Origin of the sequence: Microbacterium sp. Mcb102 (assembly GCF_024519805.1) — a bacterium.
Taxonomy (GTDB): Bacteria; Actinomycetota; Actinomycetes; order Actinomycetales; family Microbacteriaceae; genus Microbacterium.
This window is the reverse complement of record NZ_JALJRG010000001.1, coordinates 657,684-676,861: the sequence shown is the minus strand read 5'-3', so window position 1 is coordinate 676,861 and position 19,178 is coordinate 657,684. Positions and strand designations below refer to the sequence as shown.

Genomic DNA, 19,178 nt, shown 5'->3' with positions numbered 1-19,178 from the left:
GCTCCGACGCACCGTGCGCCGTCGACGAGCTGCTCGCTGAGTCCGTCGCATCTCGCCACGCCGTAGACTCGCTCGAGGAGGTCCTGTGAGCGTCTCGAACACCGCCGAGCTGTCGGCCGCCATCGCCCACGCCGCCGAGCTGCTGCGTGACAGGCGCATCGCCCTCTTGACAGGCGCCGGCATCTCCACCGACTCGGGGATACCCGCGTACCGCGGAGAGGGCGCCAGAACCCGCAGCGACCCGATGACGATCCAGACCTACTTGGGCGACGAGGCCGCACGACGACGTTATTGGGTCGGCGGCCACCTCGGCTGGCGTGCTTTCGCGCGAGCAGAACCCAACGCCGGTCACCTCGCGGTCGCACAGCTCGAGGCTGCCGGGAACGTCTCGGGCGTCATCACCCAGAACGTCGACGGACTCCATCTGCGCGCCGGGAGTTCGCACGTGATCGAGGTTCACGGCACGATGCGTCGCGTCTTCTGCCTGCAGTGCGGCCAGGTCTTCGATCGCCGTGACATCGCGGTGCAGATCGAGGAGCGAAACCCCTGGATCACCATTCCGGAGAATGTGGCACTCGCCCCAGACGGCGACGTCCTCCCCGAATCCACCGAGGGGTTCATCGTCCCGGTGTGCACGGTGTGCGGCGGGATGCTGAAACCCGATGTCGTCTTCTTCGGAGAGTATGTCCCGCTGGACCGCTTCCGTGCGGCAGAGTCGCTGCTTCGCTCCAGCTCCGCCCTCATCGTCGCCGGCTCCTCGCTCGTCGTGAACTCCGGCGTGCGGCTGGTCGAGCGGGCCCGACGCCGCAACATCCCTCTGATCATCGTCAACCGCGAGCCGACGCGTGCGGATGCCTGGGCCGATGTCACCATCGCCGCAGGCACCAGCGACGTGCTCCCCGCACTCCAGGAACTTCTCTCGTGACCCACCTCACCCTCATCCGCCATGGCCAGACCGATTGGAACCTCGCTCGACGAATCCAGGGTTCGACCGACATCCCGCTGAACGAGACCGGGCGAGAAGACGCGCGAAGGGCAGCCGAGACCCTCGCCGCCAGCACGCATCACGCGGTGTACACCAGTCCGCTGCTGCGCGCCAAGGAGACGGCCGAGATCATCGCCGACAGGCTCGGGCTCGAGGTGGTCGGTGTCATTCCCGACATCCGGGAGCGCGAGTTCGGCGACGGTGAAGGCATGCTCGTCGAGGACTACATCTCGACGTACGGCGACTGGCACGCCGAGGTTCCGGGCGCGGAGTCCCTGGAGCAGGTCGGCGAGCGTGCCATCGCTGCGCTCCACGCGATCGCCCGTGAAGCGCGGCGCCGCTCGGCCCCGCAAGCGGAATCGGTGCTCGTGGTGGCACACGGCGGCGTCATCCGCGCTGTGATCGATCATGTCTCCGGCGGGACGCTTCCCCGCGACGGGGAGGTCCTGCGCAACGGGTCCGCACACCGCTTCGTGGCGGCACCCGGTTACCTTCGACTCCTCGAGGAGTCGAAGGTCCTCTGATCAGCTGACGCGGGTGACGACCGATCGCGCGTGCCGAAGCACCGGTTCGTCGATCATCCGTCCCTCGAAGCGGAACACGCCGCGTTCCGTGGCCGCAGCCGCGAGCACCGCCCGCGCCCAAGTCACCGCACCGTCGTCCGGCCGATACGCGGCCCTGATCGCCGACACCTGGTTCGGATGGATGCAGGCGGTGGCATGGAACCCCGAGGCCGCAGCGTCCATCGCCTCGCGTTGCAGCCCCTCGGCGTCGTCGATGTCGATGTGCACCGCGTCGATGGCCGCCTTGCCGTGGGCGCCGGACTCGAGGAGGACACGAGCACGGGCATAGCGGGCGATATCCCGATAGCCGCCCTCAGCATTCCGCGACGAGGTTCCGCCGAGAGACGCCACGAGATCCTCTGCGCCCCACATCATCGCGGTGACCAGGGGGTGCGCGGCGATCCGGTCGGCCGCATGGATGCCGCGCGCGGTCTCGCACAGGGCGATCAGCGAGTACCGCTCGTCGAACGCATCGAGGCACTCGGCGCTCTCCGTCTTCGCCACCATCACCGTACGGAAGTCCGTCTCGGCGAGTGCGTCGAGGTCGGCCGTGAACGCTTCGGTGCCCGGAGCGTTCACGCGCACGATAACCCGCTCGGCGTCGATGTCCGCATCGATCACGTTCCGGCGCGCCACGGCCTTCGCCTCCGGGAGTACGGCATCTTCGAGGTCGAGGATGATCGCGTCCGCCCGGTCCTGAGCCTTGCGGAAGCGCTCCGGACGGTCCGCGGGGCAGAACAGCAGGGCCGGTCCGAGTTCGAAAGTCACTTCGCGACTCCTTCCGGGAGGCAGTGGACGAGAACCGACCTCACTGCGGTCGCCACGACCGTCTCGTCCTGATTGCGCCCGGTGTGGGCGATCTTCACGATGCCCTGACCCGGGCGTGAGGACGACAGCCGTTTGTCGACGATGACGCTCTCGGTATAGAGGGTGTCACCGGCGAACAGCGGGTGCGGGAAGACGATGTCGCCGAACCCGAGCTGTGCGACCAGCGTGCCCTGCGTCAGCTGCGCGACCGAGGCGCCGACCATCGTCGACAGCGTCCACATCGAATTCATGAGCCGCGCACGGAACGGGTCCTGCGCATCGGCGAACGCCGCATCGAGGTGTAGCGCCTGCGTGTTCATGGTGAGCGTCGTGAACAGCACGTTGTCGGCCTCGGTCGCCGTGCGGCCGGGGCGGTGCAGGTAGCGGGCGTCGAGCACGAACTCCTCGTAGTACAAACCCCTCTGAAGGATGTCGTGGGTGGTCACTTCGACTCCGTTCGTCGCTCAGTACGGCGCATGGGGCCACGCTACCCGGCGAGTCCGAGTCCGCGCGCGATGACGAGGAGCTGCACCTCGGTCGTCCCCTCGCCGATCTCGAGGATCTTCGAGTCGCGGTAGTGGCGAGCGACCGGGAATTCGTTCATGAACCCGTTTCCCCCGAAGATCTGGGTGGCGTCCCTCGCGTTGTCCATCGCGGCCTCCCCGCCCACGAGCTTGGCGATCGCTGCGGCCTCCGCGAACGGCTTCCCCGCATCCCGCAGTCGCGCCGCGTGATGCCAGGCGAGCCGCGCGGTGTGAACGCGCGCCCGCATACGGGCCAGGGTGAACTGAGCATTCTGGCGTGTGCTCAGTGCTGCGCCGAAGATCGTCCGGCTCTTCGCGTATTCGACCGCCGCCTCCAGACACCCCTCGGCCGCGCCGGTGGAGAGGGCGGCGATCGCGATGCGACCCTCGTCGAGGATGCTGAGGAAGCTCCGGAAGCCGCTCCCCCGCTCCCCCAGCAGGTTCGTCGCCGGAACCCGCGCTCCGTCGAACGTCAACGGGTGGGTGTCCGAGGCGTTCCACCCGACCTTGTCGTAAGGAGCTTCGACCGTGAACCCGGGAGTGCCGTTCGGGACGATGATCGTGGAGATCTCCTTGCGCCCGTTCTCGTTCCCGGTCACCGCAGTGACCGTGACGAAGCGGGTGATCGGAGTTCCCGAGTTGGTGATGAACTGCTTGGAGCCGTCGATCACCCACTCATCGCCCTCCACGCGCGCGGTCGTCCTGGTCGCGCCAGCGTCGCTTCCGGCTTCCGGCTCGGTCAGGCCGAAGCCCGCCAGCGCGCGCCCCGCGAGCAGATCGGGAAGCAGCTCCTGCCGCTGTTCCTCGGTGCCGAAGCGGTAGATCGGCATGGCACCGAGGCTCACTCCTGCTTCGAGTGTGATCGCGATCGACTGGTCCACCCGCCCCAGGGCCTCGATCGCGATGCCCAGCGCCATGTAGTCACCGCCCTGACCTCCGTACTGCTCGGGGAACGGCAGGCCGAACAGGCCGAGGTCACCCATCTGCGAGACGACCTCCATCGACAGCGTGTGCGTGCGGTCGGCCTCGTACGACTGCGGTGCGACCACCGTCTCGGCGAATTCGCGCACCATCGCGGCGAGCTCGCGCTCCTCCTCTGACAGGTCTTCCATGTTCAGCTCTCCTCTGTCGTCACGCGGGCGACCGGTTGGTCGCGCCGCACCTGATCGCCCACCGCGACCAGCAGATGCACCACACCGTCATGGGGTGCGAGCACCTGGTGCTCCATCTTCATCGCCTCGATCGCGACGAGCGGGTCGCCGGCCGACACCGGATCCCCGTTCGCGACGAGCACGGCCACGACGCTGCCCGGCATGGGCGCGCGCCCCTCGGGCTCGGTCGCTGCCGCCCCTGACTCGCGCTGAGCGAGACGGTGGAGCATCCTGCGCCGCCTGTCGAGCGGACGCAGACGCACCGTGCGGCCGCTCTCGGACACCCAGACCGCGCCATCTCCGTCCATCGCCGCGTGCACCGTCCCGTTCGGGGCGGATACGTCCGCTGCACCGAGTTCAACCACTTCGTCCTCATCCGTGAGGGCCGCGAACGTCGCCTCCGGCACGGCCGCGGCACCCAACCGCCACCCCGGACGATCCCGCCAGAGCGCGCTCGTCCGCAGCGGTTCGCTTGCTCCGGTCGCCGACATCTTCCTCGCCGCAGCCAGCTGAGCGGGAGACGGGCGCTCCGCCTTCCAGGGCAGCAGCGTCTCGATGAGCCCGGTGTCGAGATCGCCCGCGACCACACGCTCGTGACGGCAGAGGGTCCGCAGGAAGGCCACGTTGGTGTCGACCCCGAGCACCACCATGCGTGCGAGAGCCTCATCGAGCCGTGCCAGGGCGGCTCGACGATCGTCAGCGAACGCGATCACTTTCGCGATCATGGGGTCGTAGAACCCGGTCACCTCACTCCCCGTCTCGACGGCGGAATCCACGCGCACGCCGGGCGGCGGATCGAACAGGAGGATCGTGCCCGTCGAGGGCAGGAAACCGCGCTCGGGGGACTCCGCATACACACGCGCTTCGACGGCGTGCCCTCGCACTCGCGGCGTGACGTCCAGCGGAAGCCCGTCAGCCGCACGGAGTTGAAGCGCCACCAGGTCCAGACCGGTGACCTCTTCGGTGACGGGATGTTCCACCTGAAGGCGTGTGTTCATCTCGATGAAGAAGGCCTCGTCCGGCGCGTCGGCGTCGATGAGGAACTCGACCGTGCCCGCGCCGACGTACTGGACGCTCTCCGCCGCCAGCACGGCCGCCGAGAGCAGCCGCTCCCTCGTATGTGCGGGGATGCCCGCCGACGGTGCCTCCTCGATGACCTTCTGATGACGACGCTGCAGCGTGCACTCGCGCTCGCCGAGGGCGATGACCGTTCCGTGGGCATCGCCGAAGACCTGCACCTCGATGTGCCGTGGGCGACGGATCAGGCGCTCCAGGATGAGCGAGTCATCTCCGAAGGCGGCTGACGCGACCCGACGAGCCGAGGCGAGCGCTCCGCGCAGCCCCGCAGCGTCGGAGACGACCTCCATGCCCTTTCCTCCGCCACCTGCACTGGGCTTGACCAGCAGCGGGTAGCCGACGTTCTCCGCCTCCTCGGCGATCTCGAGGTCGGAGAGGCCTTTGGCGTCGAAGCCCGGAACGACAGGCACGCCGTAGCGCAGCACATGCTCGCGGGCGCGGGCCTTGTCTCCCATGATCTGCAGAGCGTCGACGGAGGGGCCGATGAAGACGACGCCGCTCTCGGCGCAGGCCTCGGCGAGACCGACACTCTCGGAGAGGAACCCGTAGCCGGGATGGATCGCCTGTGCACCGGTGCTGCGGGCCGCGGCGATCACCGCATCGATGTCGAGGTAGGACTCGACGGCGGGCGCGGGACCGATCCGCACCGCCAGATCCGCTTCGCGTACGTGGGGCGCGGACGCATCCGCATCGCTGTACACGGCGACGCTGCGGATTCCGAGGGTACGGAGGGTACGGATCACCCGACGGGCGATCTCGCCACGATTGGCGACGAGGACGGTGTGGAAGGAAACGGTCGATGATGACATGGCACTCACATCCGGAAGACGCCGAAGCGCGGTTCGGGCAGCGGACTGCGGGCGACGACGTCGAGCGCGAGCCCGAGCAAGTCGCGGGTCTGCGCGGGATCGACGATGCCGTCGTCCCACAGCCGTGCCGTGGCGTAATAGGGCTCGCCCTGGCGCTCGTACTGCTCGCGGATGGGTGCTTCGAACTCGCCACGCTCCTCGGTACTCCACGACTCGCCACGCGCGGACAGCTGGTCTTCCTTGACCGTGGCGAGCACTGATGCGGCCTGCGTTCCGCCCATCACAGAGATGCGGCTCGCAGGCCAGGTCCAGAGGAACCGCGGTGAGTACGCCCGTCCGCACATCGAGTAGTTGCCCGCCCCGAACGAACCACCGATGATGACGGTGAGTTTCGGCACCCTCGTACTCGCCACGGCCGTGACCATCTTCGCGCCGTCCTTGGCGATGCCGCCTGCCTCGGCATCGGAGCCCACCATGAACCCCGTGATGTTCTGCAGGAACAGCAGTGGTATCCCCCGTTGATCGCACAGTTCGATGAAGTGCGCTCCCTTGAGTGCGGATTCGCTGAACAGCACGCCGTTGTTCGCCACGATACCCACCGGATGCCCATGGAGTCGGGCGAACCCCGTGACCAGGGTCGTGCCGTACTCGGGCTTGAACTCGAGGAACGTGTCGCCGTCGACGAGGCGCGAGATGACCTCACGCACGTCGTACGCGGCGTTCACGTCGACGGGAACGGCGTCGTACAGGCTTGACGGCTCGGCGGGCGGGCGGCTGCTCAGGACCTCCCATGCGGGTGCCGCGGGCGGCGGAAGAGTGGCGACGATGTCGCGCAGGATCTCGAGCGCGTGCTCGTCGTCCTCCGCGAGATGGTCGACGACACCGCTCCGCCGTGCGTGCAGCTCGCCCCCGCCGAGTTCTTCGGCGGTCACGACCTCGCCGATCGCTGCCTTCACCAGCGGCGGCCCGCCGAGGAAGATCGTTCCCTGACCGCGCACGATGACCGTCTCGTCGCTCATGGCAGGCACGTAGGCGCCACCTGCGGTGCAGGAGCCCAGGACCGCGGCAAGCTGCGCAATCCCCTCGGCCGACATCCGCGCCTGATTGAAGAAGATCCGCCCGAAATGCTCGCGATCGGGGAACACCTCGTCCTGCTTCGGGAGGAATGCGCCTCCCGAATCGACCAGGTACAGACACGGCAGCTTGTTCTCGAGCGCGATCTCCTGTGCGCGCAGGTGCTTCTTGACCGTGAGCGGGAAGTACGTGCCGCCCTTCACCGTCGCGTCATTGCAGATCACCATGACGTGGCGACCGTGAACGAGTCCGATGCCGGCGATGACTCCGGCGCCGGGAGCGTCTCCCCCGTACAGACCATCGGCGGCGAGCGGGGCGACCTCGAGAAACGGGCTGCCCTCGTCGAGCACCCGCGCGACGCGATCTCGGGGCAACAGCTTGCCCCGAGACACATGGCGTTCACGGGATGCGGTCGGTCCCCCGCGCGCGGCTGCCATGAGGCGCTCGCGCAGCTCCTGCGCCAGGGACTCCTGCGTTGCGGGCATCGTGATGTCCTCCTCGACTCACGTCCGCGCGGGCGACGCCCTGGCGCGGTGCAGGCATATTCGGTTAGTGTGCACTAACCCGTTGATTCAGGTTAGCGAGGATTAACTGAGATGACAAGCCCGGTCACCGCCCGAGACCGCGCAAAGGCCGAACGGTCTGATGCGATCCTGCACGCCGCCGCACGCCTCTTCGCCGCGCGCGGATACAGCGGCGTGAGCCTGGAAGACATCGGCGCCGCCGTCGGCGTGTCCGGCCCGGCTGTCTACCGACACTTCGCCGGCAAGCAGGCATTGCTCGGCGCGGTTCTCGTCAAAGTCAGCGAGGACTTGATCAACGGCGGGCGGCGGGTGGCGGAGAACACCTCGAGCCCGGATGAGCGGATGCACGGGCTCATCACCTTCCATGTCGATTTCGCCCTCGGGAACGCCGAGGTGATCCAGGTGCAGGACCGCGACGTCGCCCACCTGTCCGAAGCGGATCGGGCAGCCGTCCGTCGGCTGCAACGCGCGTACATCGACCTCTGGATGGACGCCCTCGCGCCGCTGCACACCGCGGGCGCCGGCGGAGCGGACCAGGAAGAGCTCCGCCTTCGAGTCCAAGCCTGCTTCGGCCTCATCAATTCCACGCCGCACAGCACGCGTGCGGCAGCACGGCGACACTCCGCCACCGCGACCGTGCTGGTCGCGATGGCGGACGCCGCGCTTCGCGCGACTATCTGAGAAGCATCGCCCGGCCCGGCTCCTCGAGGATGTCCGCGACGTCCTTGAGGAACCGCGCGCCTTCCGCGCCGTCGACGAGCCTGTGGTCGAACGAGAGGCTGAGCGTCATCACCTGACGGAGGGCGATCTCTCCGCGGAACTCCCAGGGCTGACGACGCACGGCGCCGACCGCGAGAATCCCGGATTGGCCGGGCGGGAGGATGGGTGTGCCGGCATCGACGCCGAACACCCCGATGTTCGAGATCGAGAAGGTGCCTCCGGCCAGCTCCGCCGGCGAGGTCTTCCCCGAACGCGCGACCTCGGCGAGAGCTCTCACCGCGCCCGCGAGTTCCACCAGAGTCAGCCGCTCCGCGTCGCGGATCATCGGCACGATGAGCCCGCGATCTGTCGCGGCCGCGATCCCCAGGTCGACGTAGTGGTGCTGGACGATCTCGCCGGCAGCCTCGTCCCACCGGGAGTTGAGTCCGGGGGTGCGTCCGAGCGCGAGGCACACGGCCTTCGCCACCACTGCGAGTGGTCCGATCCGATGCTCGCTGAGTGAGCGATCGTCTCGAAGGCTCGCAAGGAGGTCCATGGTCGCCGTCACGTCCACCGTGTGGAAGACGGTCACGTGAGGTGCCGTGAAAGCGCTCTGGACCATCGCCGCGGCCGTGTGCTTGCGGACTCCGCGAATCGGTACGCGGGTCTCACGCGCCCCGTCGCCGGAAACACCGGGCGTGAACGGCGACGACGGGGCGGCGACGGGGACGTCAGCCGTGGCCTGACTGCGCGCTCCTACCCTTTCGGCGTAGGCGTCGACGTCAGCGCGAGTGATCACCCGGTCTCCGACCTCTGCGGCCACCAGCACCAGGTCGATCCCGAGACGCTTCGCGTGTGCACGGACCGGAGGCGTCGAGCGCGGCCGCTCCACCACGGAGTCGACCGCGGACGATGGCGTGGCGTCGTGCGGCGCAGCCTCGAGCACCGCTGTGTCGACAACCGCCGGCACCGCTCCGCTGCGACGTGCGCGACGGGCCGGTCGTCCGGTCGCGGTGGGGGCAGCGCCGTATCCGACGAGGTTCGGCTGAGCCTTCTCGGCCGCCTCCGGCATCGGCGCGGATGTGGTCTCCTCTTCACCGACGACCTCGAAGTCGATCAGTGCCGCCCCGACGGCGACCGTCTCGCCTGCTTCCGCGTGGAGGGTTGCCACCGTGCCTTCGTACGGCGACGGCAACTCGACCACGGCCTTCGCGGTCTCCACCTCGGCCAGCGTCTGGTTGAGGGCGACCGAGTCCCCCGGGGCGACCAGCCATTGCACGACCTCGGCCTCGGCCAGCCCTTCTCCGAGGTCGGGAAGACGGAATTCCGCGATCATGCTTCTGCTCCCGTCAGGCTGTTCGGCCGATCCAGTACCCGATCGACGGCGTCCAGCAGCCGGTCGAGATCAGGAAGGTGATACTTCTCGAGCTTCGCCGGCGGGTACGGCACGTCGTGGCCGGTCACCCGCAACGGTGCCGACTCCAGATACTCGAAGCAGCGCTCCGTGATGCTCGCGATCACCTCGGCCGCGACACCGGCTTCACGAGATGCCTCGTGTGCGACCACGACCCGTCCGGTCTTCCGTACCGACGCGGCGACCGAGTCGTAGTCGACGGGCGAGAGCGAGCGCAGATCGATGACCTCCAGGGATGTCCCTTCGTCCTCCGCGGCTTCCGCGGCCTGCAGGGCGGTGGAGACCATCGCCCCATAGGTGATCAGCGTCGCATCCGTCCCTGCCCGCACGACGCGCGCCAGTCCCATCGGCGGCGCGTCCGCGAGGGGAGCTTCGAGGTCGACGTCCCCCTTGTGGTGGTAGAGCCGCTTCGGCTCGAAGAAGACCACAGGATCATCCGACGCGATCGCCTGACGCAGGCTCCGGTATGCGTCTTCGGGGTTCGACACCGCGATCACGCGGATGCCTGCCGTATGCACGAAATACGCCTCGGGCGACTCCGAGTGATGTTCCGCCGCGCCGATGCCTCCTGCCCAGGGGATCCGGATCGTGATGGGCATCTTGACCCGGCCCTGTGTGCGGTAGTGGAGCTTCGCGACCTGGGCGACGATCTGGTCGAAGGCGGGATACACGAAGCCGTCGAACTGGATCTCGACGACAGGACGATAACCGCGGAAGGCGAGGCCCACGGCTGTGCCGACGATGCCGGACTCGGCGAGCGGAGTGTCGATCACTCTCGCTGCTCCGAACTCGTCGAGAAGCCCGTCGGTGATGCGGAAGACACCACCGAGCTTGCCGATGTCCTCGCCCAGGAGCACGACCTTGTCATCGTCGCGCATGGCCTGCCGCAGGCCGGCGCCGAGCGCCTTTCCGAGAGTGAGCTCGGTCATGTTCACGCCTCGCTCTCGAAGGAGGCGAGGTACGCCGCATACTCGCCGCGCTGACGCTCGAGGCCCGTGTGGGGTTCGGCGTAGACACCGTCGAAGACCGCGAGCGGCGGACGCGTGACCATTCCGAGGCACGCAGCACGCATCTCCTTCGCGACCGCGTCGGCGGCGGCCTGAGTCTCGGCGACTTGCTCGTCGGTGAGGTCACCGCTGGCCCGGAGGTGCGCCTCCAGTCGTGCGATCGGATCGCGTCGCCGCCAGGACTCGAGCTCCTCCGCGTCGCGGTAGCGCGTCGGGTCGTCCGCCGTGGTGTGCGGCCCCATGCGATAGGTCACGGCTTCGATGTAGGCGGGGCCCTTGCCGGAGCGTGCATGCTGCAACGCCCAGCGCATGGCGGCCATGCATGCGAGCACGTCGTTCCCGTCGACACGGAGGCTCGGGATGCCGAATCCCGGAGCCCGACCCGCGATCGGGAACTGCGATTGCACGGCGACCGGCTCGGAGATCGCCCAATGGTTGTTCTGGCACACGAAGACCACCGGCGCCTGGTACGACGCCGCGAAGATCATCGCCTCGTTGACGTCGCCCTGGCTGGTCGCTCCGTCGCCGAAATAGGTCACCGCGACCTCGTCCGCACCGTCGCGCTGGATGCCCAGGGCGTACCCCACCGCGTGCAGCGTCTGTGCGCCGATGATGATCTGCAGAGGCGCGACGCCCAGCGCTGCAGGGTCGTAGGCCGCGCCCTCTTCTCCTCGCCACATGCGCACGTAGTCGCCGGGCTGGGCGCCGCGTGCGTAGATGACCCCGGTCTCCCGGTAGCTGGGGAACACGTAGTCCTCAGGAGCGAGTGCCCGCGCGGTCCCGATCTGCGTCGCCTCCTGCCCCTGGCACGGCGCCCAGAGGCCCAGCTGTCCCTGGCGTTGCAACGCGACGCCCTCGGCATCGATGCGGCGCAGGATGATCATGTCGCGCAGCAGCGACCGCAGCTGCGCAGCATCCACGTCGGCGACGAAGGGATCCAGTCGAGGGTTCGACACACGGCTCCCGTCAGGAGCCAGGATGCGTTCGGAGAGTTCGAGATCCTGGGCGGTGTCTGCGATGGGCGTGATCTGCGGTGACATCGTCGTCCTCCTCGTCGGCGGCCCTCGTGAGGCTCCGCGCGTTGACGCCGGCGTCATCACCGGCATGCTCTGAGGGTACGTCCGCTGAACACCTCGCTCAAGCATTCTTGCGAGGCTTGAGCATGTTGCTCAATTTGACGCCAAGTCCGACTGCTAGGGTTTGGCACTATGCCAGGACTCGACCGCATCGATCTCGAGCTTCTCGCCGCCCTCGCCGATGATCCGAGGATCACCATCGTCGCGCTGGCGGAGAATCTCGGGCTATCCCGCAACACGATCCAGGCGCGGATGACACGCCTCGAGCAGAGCGGCATCTTCCTCTCCTACGAGCGATCGTTCTCGCCGGACGTCCTGGGCTTCCCCCTGCAGGCGTTCGTGAGCATCGGCGTACGCCAGACCGAACTGCCGCGTATCATCAACGAGCTCGCGCGGATCCCTGAAGTCGTACAGGCGCACGGCTTGAGCGGCTCGATCGACCTGCTCGCTCGTGTCGCGTGCAGGGACGCACGCCACCTCTTCGACACCGACGCCCGCATCCTCTCGATCGAAGGCGTCGAGCGCACGGAGACCTCGCTCGCGATGGGCGAGGTCATCCCGTTCCGGGTCGCAGGCCTTATCGGCCTCGCCCGACGGGAATCCTGAGGAACCGACGAACGGCGCCCGCCGCCTCTGCCGGCGTCTCGTAGTGGATGAGATGCCCCACCTCGGCGATTTCCACGAGTGTCGCGTCGGGGAACAGCGCCGCCAGCCTGCGTTCTGCCTCGATCGGGGTGATGTCGTCACGCTCTGCAGCGACGAGCAGGGTCGGAACATCGATCTCGCGAGCGAATTCGCGGACGTCGTGAGAGACGCTCGCGATGAAGGCGTCCCGGAGCACATCCCGGTCCGAGAATCGCGAGAAATATGTGTCGTGCTGGTCGTGGATGAAACGACGGAGCGCGGGATCCCTGGTCTTGGCCATCGTGATGCTCATCACGCGGACGATGATGCGGTTGCGCAGCAGCGCGGTTCCGAGTCTCTCCGGAAGTCGGGCACCGAGAGCGTAGTAGAAAACGGCCAAGCGCGTCATGAGACCCTTCGGTCCCTCCAGCGCCGGAGCCCCGATCGGGTTCAGCAGGATCAGGCGCGGAGTCCGCAGTCCCCGGGCGACCGCCGCCGCCGTCACGATGGATCCGAAGGAGTGCCCCAGGATGATGGCGCCGGGGGCGACCGCTGCTGCGAAGTCGTCAAGCCAACCGGCATACTCGTCCAGGTCGTGTCTGCGCCCGGGCAGAGGCGCTGATTCCCCGAACCCGGGAAGATCAGGCGCGACCACACGCACCTCGGGGAGGTACGCCAACACTGGTTCGAGCCCGTGATGATCACCGCGGAAGCCGTGCACAGCGATCACCGTCGTCTCCGCCTTCTCAGGCCCGTAGACCCAGTACGCCGTGGTCGCTCCACGCACCTCTACCGCGTGGCGCTGCACGGGGAGTCGATGAAGGCGGTCCGCATAGGGGGAAGGCACGGTCATGCTCCGAGTCTACGAGTCGCCGTGCGCCTTCCCCTGGATGTCTGCGCCCGCGCATAGCGTGAAGGCATGCCATCCGGTCCCCCGCTCCCTGCGTGGCTCACCCGTGTCGGGGTGTTCGACCTGGAGACGACCGGCGTCGATGTCGAGTCCGATCGGGTGGTCACCGCGTACGTCGGTGTCCTCGATGCCGCAGGACGCGAGATCGCCGCCCGCTCCTGGCTCGCCGATCCGGGCATCCCGATCCCGGATGGCGCCAGTGCGGTGCACGGCATCACCACGGAACACGCGCGGGCGGAGGGGCGACCGTCGCCCGAAGTCGTCGCTGAGGTCACGGCGGCCCTACGGTCGCTGCTGGAGCAGAATGTGCCGGTGGTCGCGTACAACGCCGCGTACGACTTCTCGCTGCTCGCGCACGAGGCCGCCCGACATGGAATCGTCCCTCTGACCGCCCCTTCCCCCGTCATCGACCCTCTGGTGATCGACAAGGCGTACGACCGATACCGCCGTGGGCGACGCACGCTCGAAGTGGTCGCCGCCCACTACGCGGTCGTGCTCGACGGCGCGCATGAGGCGTCCGCGGATGCGATCGCCGCCGGTCGTGTGGCGCAAGCCCTCGCTCGTCGCTTCTCCCTCCCCGAGACCCCGGCAGAGCTGCACACGAATCAGATCGGCTGGGCGCGCTCGCAGGCGGCCAGCCTCACGGAGTACTTCGTGAGCATCGGCCGACTCGATCCGGAGGAATCGATCGACGGCAGCTGGCCCGTGCGATCGGCTCGAACCGCCGCCCGGTGACGGAGCCGAAAAGCTGCCGATCAGCTGATGCGCGGCCGGTCGACACACTGGGCTACGCTCCTGTCAGGCACCGCCGAGTGGGATCGCGGTGCGAGGAACAAGGAGCACCCATGCAGTTCACGTCCACCGACATCGAGCAGGTCGAGTCCACGTGGCAGCAGTTCGTTCCCTCTGCAGCGCTTCAGGATGCAGACCCTCGGCGCTTCCGGTTCGACTGGCGGTCCGAAGAGCTTCGCAGCGTCACGCTCGTCAACTACCGACTAGCGGCGCAGGTGCATTCGACGGCCGAGCCACTCGACCAGATCCTCGTGTGCCGTGTCGACGCTCGGGATGCTCGGGTCTGGTCCGCGCGCCACAGCCTCACTCCGGGCGCACCGTGGATCTCCGACGGCACCCGAGTGGAGGCGAAGTGGGACCGATCGGCCGACGTCCGCGCCCTCGTCTTCGACCGACCCGCAGCCGAAGAGCGGGCACGACAGTTGACCGGCGATGACGGCCTGAAGTTGCGTACGACCGGGCTCGCGCCGCACTCGGCCGCCGACGCGCGGCGCTGGGAGACGATGTTCGCGTATGTCGACCAGGCACTCGCCCTCTCGGGCTCCGACCCGCTGATCGCCGCCGAACTCGAACGCCATGCCCTGATGATGACCCTCTCCGCGTTCCCCACGAGCTTCACCGAGGCTCTGCGCCGCCCCGCCCAGCGGGCGGGAGCTCCGGTGGCGGTCCGCCGGGCGCTTGCCTACATCGACGAGAACGCGCACCTGCCGATCACGATCGACGATGTCGCAGCTGCCGCCTACATCTCCACGAGAGGGCTCCAGTACGCGTTCCGGCGAGCTCTCGACATCACTCCCACCGAGGCCCTCCGCCGGGCACGACTCGAGGGCGCCCGCAGAGACCTCCAGAACGGCAACGGGCGCTCGGTCGGCGATGTCGCGCGCCGCTGGGGTTTCAGCCACTCGTCACGCTTCGCCACTGCATACCAGCAGGCCTTCGGCACACCGCCGTCGCTGATCCCGGCGTGACACCCGGCGAAGAGTCTGTTCGCATTCTGCGGCGGGTCGCGACGCCGGCACGGTGCGAGCTGAAGTCCTTGGCTAGAGTTCGAGTACCCGGACTCCCTCGGTCCGTGGCCACACTGTCGAGGAGTCGCATGACCCGTGCCGCCCATCCCATCGCTATGTTCGTTCGCTGATGGGGAGCCTGTACTACGGCGACACGCAGACTCCGATCCAGATCGACGATCGCGCGCTCGCGCATCTGAAAGTCGTTATCGCCACCAAGCTACGACGCAACGAGAGCTTCACGCTCTCATGGCGGCATCCCGAAGGCGATGCTCCCGGGCGCTCGACGCTCTGGCTGCACCCGTCGATCCCTCTCCGGTTCGTCTTTCAGGAACCGGAATCGCCGGACTTGAGCCGGAAGTGGATCGAGGAACTCGCGCACTCGGCTAGCTCCAGCGGAGGCATCACACTCATCGAGGAGCATCTCGAGAGCAGCCCCGCGGAGTGATGGCGTCCGACGACCGCGATCGTCGGACGCCATCCGCAGTCCTCACACCGCGTCGTCACCGCTGGAGCTGACGGAGCGACGAGTCGTGGGTTCGCCCGTGGCCGGGTCGACGAACGTTCGCGAGACCGTCTCCGTCCTGCGGCGACGCGCGAGCAGCACGATGCCGATGAGGAAGATGACGACGCCGGCGCCCATCAGGATGTACCCGACCATGTCGAGGTCGACCCATTGGATGTCGACGTTCACCGCGAAGACGAGGATCGCCCCGATCACGAAGAGCGCGATTCCGCTGCCGATGCTCATGGTGCCTCCCGTTCTGCGACGCTATGCCGCACGTGGGAAGAATGTCGCCTGAGGAGGGCGCGAGGGAGGGGCTTGACAGCGGCCTCTGTCCGGGTCGCACGATATCCCGGTGCGGCGATCAGGCCGCTTCGACAGTCGGCTGTTGCGCCCAGAGATCTGGTCCGAACACCTCGTAGGAGATCCGCTCCGGCGGGACGCCGCGCGCCAGGAGCGTGGATCGACATGTACGCATGAAGTCCAAGGGCCCACACATGAAGACGTCCGCATCGTCCGGCAGCTCGACGGCGGCGAGGTCCATGCGCCCCGACAACGCGGGTCGAAGAGTCGGCGCCGATCCCGCATCGTCTCGATACCAGTTCTGCGCACGGGCGTCTTCCATCGCCAGCACCTGCCTGCGCAACGACGCGTAGAGCACGTGAGTGTCGTGCGAGCGATCGGCATGGAACAGGCGCACGGTGCGCGCCGGGGAGTGGCGCGAGAGGTCTTCGACGATCGCGGCGACCGGGGTGATGCCGATACCGGCGGATACCAGGACGATCGGAGTCTCATCGTGGTCGACGACGACATCGCCAGCAGGTTGCGACACGTCGAGCAGCGTTCCCGGATGTGCGTTCTCGTGCAACCATGTCGAGACCTGGCCGTCAGGCGTGCGCCCGTTTGCTCGCACACGCTTGATCGTCACGCGCAGCGAGCCGCTGCGGGGCCCGGACGAGATCGTGTACTGGCGGGGTTGGCGCGATCCATCCGGTAGATCGACGGCGATGGCCACGTACTGCCCCGCGCGGTGGGTCGCGACATCTCCGGACACCGGAGCGAGGAGGAGCGACACGACGTCAGCCGATTCCTCGACCCGTTCCACCACTCGATGCTTCCGCCAGGGGTGATCGGGATCGGTGCCGCCGAGGGCATAGAGCTTCGCCTCTTCCGCGATCAGCGAGCATCCGAAGAGCCAGTAAACCTCGTCCCATGCGGCCCTGATCTCCGGCGTGACGGCGTCGCCGAGTACGGTTCCGACCGCATCGAGGAGGTGATGGCCGACGATCGTGTATTGGCGCGCCTTGATGCCCAGCGAGACATGTTTGTGCGCGATTCGACGCATCACCGGTGCGAAGTCGGGTGCCTCGGGGTCGATCAGCTGCACGGCGAATGCGACGATCGATGCCGCAAGGGCCTTCGGCTGCTCTCCGATCGCCTGATTCGCCCGGTTGAACACTCGGAGCAACTCCGGATGCACGGCGAACATCTCGCGGTAGAAGAGAGTGGTGATCTCGTCGGCATGCTCTGCGACGACCCCCGCGGTCGCTCGGACGATCGCCTCGGATTCTGATGTGAGTCTCATGGCTTTCCGCCCCTCATCGTGATGGTTCTTCCACCATCTCGAGTCGTCGCGGACATCGCATTCCGTTCTACCGGTTTATTTCCGGTCGAACGTGAGACCGACGGTCGTCTCCCCGTCTACTCTCGCCACATGCCCCGCCGCGCCCATGACTTCCGCGGGCTGACACAACCCCGTCGGCTCCAATTGCTCCACGCCATCCAGCAGACCCCCGGACGCTCAGCAGGTGAGTTGGCGGAGCAATGCGGAATACCCCTCAACACCGTGCGTGATCATGTGCGGGTGCTCGAGGACGAAGGGCTGATCTGCAGTGAGACTCTGGTCCTGGGCAAGCGTGGCCGTCCGCCAGTGGTGTTTCACCCGGTTCACGACACCGCATCGAGCGCCGTGGCGCGCGCTCGCGTCGCGGGGGCTATCTCGCGGGGGCGCATGCTGCGGGCGATGTCGTGCGAGACCCCGCACGAGCTCGAGGCCGATGCGCTGCGTCAGGTCGATGTGCTCTACGAGCATCTCGATGATGCCGGCCTGAACCCGGTCGTCGACGAGAGGGCCCTACGATTCGACCTCACCCCGTGTCAGTATCACGACCTGCTCGTCGCGGATCAGGAGCTCGTCTGCGGTGTACATGCTCAGCTGGTGAGGGACGTTCTCCGCCACAGTGACGGCCCGCTCGAGGTGAAACTTCTCGAGCCGTTCGTCACGAGTCACACCTGCCGTCTGTTCCTCACGCGTGGCGACGCACGAATCGCTGAAGGTGAAGCGTAGGGCGGGCGGGACTTGAACCCGCGATCGTTGGGTTATGAGCCCACTGCCTTAACCAGCTTGGCCACCGCCCCTTACGTCTCTCAGCCTAGCGGCCGAGACGGTCACGCCCGGGTAGCCGCGGAGTGGTTCCGCGAGTGCACGAGGTAGATATCGGCATTGGCGATCAGACCCTCTCGCTCCTCGTCGCTGAGCCCCCGACGCACCTTCGCGGGGACCCCGGCCACCAGCGAACCAGCCGGGATCTCCGTCTCGCCGAGCACGACCGCACCCCCGGCGATCAGACACCCGGCACCGATCCTCGCTCCGCTGAGTATCACGGCGCCCATGCCGATGAGCGTGCCGTCGCCGATCGTGCAACCGTGCACGACAGCGTTGTGGCCGATGGACACCTTTGCGCCGACCGATACGGGGTGGTCGGAATCCACGTGCACCGAGACGTTGTCCTGCACGTTGGAGTCCGGTCCGATGAAGATTCCTGCAGGGTCGCCGCGGAGCACGGCGTTGTACCAGACGCTGGCGCCGGCCGCGAGCGAGACGTTTCCGATGATGCGGGCGCCCTCCGCGACGAACGCCGTGTCAGCAATCGACGGGACGCTGTTCGGCAGGGCGAGGACGGAAGCTCCGGCAGCGATGCTCATGAGGCGAGGCTACCCGAATGCCCGCGGAATCATGCGGAAGTGAGCCCAGCCTCAGCTTGCTTGCGGAATGTCTCAGCCTGAGTAGCGTTGCATACATCAGATACGCGATTTCCCTCCGGAGGAGCACAAGATGAGCAAGGCACAGACCGTTTCCACCACCGCCATCGACCCGACCGTGGCTGCAGGGGCGGCCCAGTTCCTCTCCCCTGTCGTGCTCGGCCTCCAGGCGCTCACCGTCAACGGCAAGCAGGCGCACTGGCACGTGCGCGGCGCCAACTTCGTCGGCGTCCACGAGCTTCTCGACACGATCGTCGCGCATGCCGGCGACTTCGCCGACACTGCCGCCGAGCGGATCGTCGCCCTCGGCCTGCCGATCGACGCCCGTGTCAGCGCCGTGGCTGAGAAGGCCGGCGCGACCACCGTCCCCGCGGGCTTCACCCAGTCGGACGAGCTGATCCGCGCCGTGATCGCCGACATCGACGCGATCCTGGTCGATGTCAAGGCTGCCGTCGAGGGGCTCGACGAGGTCGACCTCACCAGCCAGGACGTCGCGATCGAGATTCAGCGCGGCCTCGAGAAGGACCGCTGGTTCCTCGTCTCGCACATCGCCGCCTGATCATCCACCGCAGAAGGGCCGGTTCTCCG

General features: G+C 67.7%; 21 protein-coding genes and 1 tRNA gene. 9 read left to right on the top strand and 13 right to left on the bottom strand.

Annotated elements, in window-relative coordinates:
* The first annotated feature begins 85 nt into the window (after window positions 1-85).
* On the top strand, window positions 86-925 hold the full coding sequence (locus OC372_RS03280; RefSeq protein WP_105709912.1) for a Sir2 family NAD-dependent protein deacetylase: 840 nt from the start codon (window positions 86-88) through the stop codon (window positions 923-925).
* A complete protein-coding gene (locus tag OC372_RS03275) occupies window positions 922-1,509 on the top strand; it encodes a histidine phosphatase family protein (RefSeq protein WP_029263416.1) in 588 nt (195 codons plus the stop codon). Before OC372_RS03280 ends, OC372_RS03275 begins: the two co-directional genes overlap by 4 nt.
* Here OC372_RS03275 and OC372_RS03270 read toward each other — a convergent pair whose 3' ends face one another.
* The 5 genes from OC372_RS03270 to OC372_RS03250 are packed head-to-tail and all read right to left on the bottom strand — an operon-like array spanning window position 1,510 to window position 7,475.
* Window positions 1,510-2,316, bottom strand: coding sequence for an HpcH/HpaI aldolase/citrate lyase family protein (locus OC372_RS03270; RefSeq protein ID WP_262000920.1), 807 nt, complete (start codon window positions 2,314-2,316; stop codon window positions 1,510-1,512).
* Complete coding sequence (locus OC372_RS03265) at window positions 2,313-2,801, bottom strand: MaoC family dehydratase (RefSeq protein WP_029263418.1); 489 nt, start codon at window positions 2,799-2,801, stop codon at window positions 2,313-2,315. Before OC372_RS03265 ends, OC372_RS03270 begins: the two co-directional genes overlap by 4 nt.
* Before the next feature lie 41 nt (window positions 2,802-2,842).
* On the bottom strand, window positions 2,843-3,991 hold the full coding sequence (locus OC372_RS03260; RefSeq protein WP_262000919.1) for an acyl-CoA dehydrogenase family protein: 1,149 nt from the start codon (window positions 3,989-3,991) through the stop codon (window positions 2,843-2,845).
* 2 nt (window positions 3,992-3,993) lie between these two features.
* Window positions 3,994-5,916, bottom strand: coding sequence for an acetyl/propionyl/methylcrotonyl-CoA carboxylase subunit alpha (locus tag OC372_RS03255; protein WP_262000918.1), 1,923 nt, complete (start codon window positions 5,914-5,916; stop codon window positions 3,994-3,996).
* A 5-nt stretch (window positions 5,917-5,921) separates the two neighbouring features.
* Entirely contained in the window at window positions 5,922-7,475 is a 1,554-nt protein-coding gene (locus tag OC372_RS03250) for a carboxyl transferase domain-containing protein (protein ID WP_262000917.1), read from the bottom strand.
* A gap of 111 nt (window positions 7,476-7,586) precedes the next feature.
* On the opposite strand from OC372_RS03250, the gene OC372_RS03245 reads away from it, so the two are divergent.
* Window positions 7,587-8,195 (top strand): TetR/AcrR family transcriptional regulator, encoded by a 609-nt coding sequence (locus tag OC372_RS03245; RefSeq protein WP_262000916.1) that lies wholly within the window; start codon window positions 7,587-7,589, stop codon window positions 8,193-8,195.
* On the opposite strand, the gene OC372_RS03240 is transcribed toward OC372_RS03245, so the two are convergent.
* Genes OC372_RS03240 through pdhA form a run of 3 tightly spaced genes read right to left on the bottom strand, consistent with a single transcriptional unit; the run spans window position 8,188 to window position 11,674 of the window.
* The gene (locus tag OC372_RS03240) at window positions 8,188-9,549 is read right to left on the bottom strand and encodes a dihydrolipoamide acetyltransferase family protein (protein ID WP_262000915.1); all 1,362 of its coding nucleotides are present in this window, start codon (window positions 9,547-9,549) and stop codon (window positions 8,188-8,190) included. The two genes, OC372_RS03245 and OC372_RS03240, sit on opposite strands and share 8 nt — an antisense overlap.
* Entirely contained in the window at window positions 9,546-10,556 is a 1,011-nt protein-coding gene (locus tag OC372_RS03235; protein ID WP_029263424.1) for an alpha-ketoacid dehydrogenase subunit beta, read from the bottom strand. The genes OC372_RS03240 and OC372_RS03235 overlap by 4 nt, the downstream gene beginning before the upstream one ends.
* Before the next feature lie 2 nt (window positions 10,557-10,558).
* The gene (gene pdhA, locus OC372_RS03230) at window positions 10,559-11,674 is read right to left on the bottom strand and encodes a pyruvate dehydrogenase (acetyl-transferring) E1 component subunit alpha (RefSeq protein ID WP_262000914.1); all 1,116 of its coding nucleotides are present in this window, start codon (window positions 11,672-11,674) and stop codon (window positions 10,559-10,561) included.
* Between the two features lie 168 nt (window positions 11,675-11,842).
* Here pdhA and OC372_RS03225 point away from each other — a divergent pair, with 168 nt between their 5' ends.
* Entirely contained in the window at window positions 11,843-12,316 is a 474-nt protein-coding gene (locus OC372_RS03225) for an Lrp/AsnC family transcriptional regulator (RefSeq protein ID WP_029263426.1), read from the top strand.
* On the opposite strand, the gene OC372_RS03220 is transcribed toward OC372_RS03225, so the two are convergent.
* Entirely contained in the window at window positions 12,288-13,187 is a 900-nt protein-coding gene (locus OC372_RS03220) for an alpha/beta fold hydrolase (RefSeq protein ID WP_105709905.1), read from the bottom strand. The genes OC372_RS03225 and OC372_RS03220 overlap by 29 nt on opposite strands.
* 66 nt (window positions 13,188-13,253) lie before the next feature.
* On the opposite strand from OC372_RS03220, the gene OC372_RS03215 reads away from it, so the two are divergent.
* From OC372_RS03215 to OC372_RS03205, 3 genes are all read left to right on the top strand, one after another.
* Window positions 13,254-13,979, top strand: coding sequence for a 3'-5' exonuclease (locus OC372_RS03215; protein ID WP_262000913.1), 726 nt, complete (start codon window positions 13,254-13,256; stop codon window positions 13,977-13,979).
* Window positions 13,980-14,089: 110 nt separating this feature from the next.
* Window positions 14,090-15,004, top strand: a complete 915-nt coding sequence (locus OC372_RS03210; protein WP_262000912.1) for a helix-turn-helix transcriptional regulator — start codon at window positions 14,090-14,092, stop codon at window positions 15,002-15,004.
* Between the two features lie 169 nt (window positions 15,005-15,173).
* On the top strand, window positions 15,174-15,491 hold the full coding sequence (locus tag OC372_RS03205) for a hypothetical protein (RefSeq protein WP_029263431.1): 318 nt from the start codon (window positions 15,174-15,176) through the stop codon (window positions 15,489-15,491).
* Window positions 15,492-15,533: 42 nt separating this feature from the next.
* Here OC372_RS03205 and OC372_RS03200 read toward each other — a convergent pair whose 3' ends face one another.
* Together OC372_RS03200 and OC372_RS03195 are read right to left on the bottom strand one after the other, a co-directional pair.
* On the bottom strand, window positions 15,534-15,794 hold the full coding sequence (locus OC372_RS03200) for a DUF6458 family protein (protein ID WP_029263432.1): 261 nt from the start codon (window positions 15,792-15,794) through the stop codon (window positions 15,534-15,536).
* Between the two features lie 118 nt (window positions 15,795-15,912).
* On the bottom strand, window positions 15,913-17,133 hold the full coding sequence (locus tag OC372_RS03195) for a globin domain-containing protein (protein WP_262000911.1): 1,221 nt from the start codon (window positions 17,131-17,133) through the stop codon (window positions 15,913-15,915).
* A gap of 129 nt (window positions 17,134-17,262) precedes the next feature.
* On the opposite strand from OC372_RS03195, the gene OC372_RS03190 reads away from it, so the two are divergent.
* A complete protein-coding gene (locus OC372_RS03190; RefSeq protein WP_181156196.1) occupies window positions 17,263-17,895 on the top strand; it encodes a helix-turn-helix domain-containing protein in 633 nt (210 codons plus the stop codon).
* Here OC372_RS03190 and OC372_RS03185 read toward each other — a convergent pair.
* Window positions 17,893-17,966, bottom strand: a tRNA-Ile gene (locus tag OC372_RS03185). The genes OC372_RS03190 and OC372_RS03185 overlap by 3 nt on opposite strands.
* A 30-nt stretch (window positions 17,967-17,996) precedes the next feature.
* Complete coding sequence (locus OC372_RS03180; RefSeq protein WP_262000910.1) at window positions 17,997-18,533, bottom strand: gamma carbonic anhydrase family protein; 537 nt, start codon at window positions 18,531-18,533, stop codon at window positions 17,997-17,999.
* A gap of 130 nt (window positions 18,534-18,663) precedes the next feature.
* Between OC372_RS03180 and OC372_RS03175 the strand changes: the two genes are divergently transcribed.
* Window positions 18,664-19,149, top strand: coding sequence for a Dps family protein (locus OC372_RS03175; protein ID WP_029263436.1), 486 nt, complete (start codon window positions 18,664-18,666; stop codon window positions 19,147-19,149).
* Window positions 19,150-19,178: the final 29 nt, after the last annotated feature.

Coding starts and splice junctions, on each gene's coding strand:
- OC372_RS03175 (WP_029263436.1), top strand. CDS start 18,664: ATGAGCAAGGCACAGACCGTTTCCACCACCGCCATCGACCCGACCGTG.
- OC372_RS03205 (WP_029263431.1), top strand. CDS start 15,174: ATGGGGAGCCTGTACTACGGCGACACGCAGACTCCGATCCAGATCGAC.
- OC372_RS03210 (WP_262000912.1), top strand. CDS start 14,090: ATGCAGTTCACGTCCACCGACATCGAGCAGGTCGAGTCCACGTGGCAG.
- OC372_RS03250 (WP_262000917.1), bottom strand. CDS start 7,475: ATGCCCGCAACGCAGGAGTCCCTGGCGCAGGAGCTGCGCGAGCGCCTC.
- OC372_RS03215 (WP_262000913.1), top strand. CDS start 13,254: ATGCCATCCGGTCCCCCGCTCCCTGCGTGGCTCACCCGTGTCGGGGTG.
- OC372_RS03180 (WP_262000910.1), bottom strand. CDS start 18,533: ATGAGCATCGCTGCCGGAGCTTCCGTCCTCGCCCTGCCGAACAGCGTC.
- OC372_RS03195 (WP_262000911.1), bottom strand. CDS start 17,133: ATGAGACTCACATCAGAATCCGAGGCGATCGTCCGAGCGACCGCGGGG.
- OC372_RS03235 (WP_029263424.1), bottom strand. CDS start 10,556: ATGACCGAGCTCACTCTCGGAAAGGCGCTCGGCGCCGGCCTGCGGCAG.
- OC372_RS03190 (WP_181156196.1), top strand. CDS start 17,263: ATGCCCCGCCGCGCCCATGACTTCCGCGGGCTGACACAACCCCGTCGG.
- OC372_RS03200 (WP_029263432.1), bottom strand. CDS start 15,794: ATGAGCATCGGCAGCGGAATCGCGCTCTTCGTGATCGGGGCGATCCTC.
- OC372_RS03225 (WP_029263426.1), top strand. CDS start 11,843: ATGCCAGGACTCGACCGCATCGATCTCGAGCTTCTCGCCGCCCTCGCC.
- OC372_RS03245 (WP_262000916.1), top strand. CDS start 7,587: ATGACAAGCCCGGTCACCGCCCGAGACCGCGCAAAGGCCGAACGGTCT.
- OC372_RS03255 (WP_262000918.1), bottom strand. CDS start 5,916: ATGTCATCATCGACCGTTTCCTTCCACACCGTCCTCGTCGCCAATCGT.
- OC372_RS03220 (WP_105709905.1), bottom strand. CDS start 13,187: ATGACCGTGCCTTCCCCCTATGCGGACCGCCTTCATCGACTCCCCGTG.
- pdhA (WP_262000914.1), bottom strand. CDS start 11,674: ATGTCACCGCAGATCACGCCCATCGCAGACACCGCCCAGGATCTCGAA.
- OC372_RS03260 (WP_262000919.1), bottom strand. CDS start 3,991: ATGGAAGACCTGTCAGAGGAGGAGCGCGAGCTCGCCGCGATGGTGCGC.
- OC372_RS03240 (WP_262000915.1), bottom strand. CDS start 9,549: ATGATCGCGGAATTCCGTCTTCCCGACCTCGGAGAAGGGCTGGCCGAG.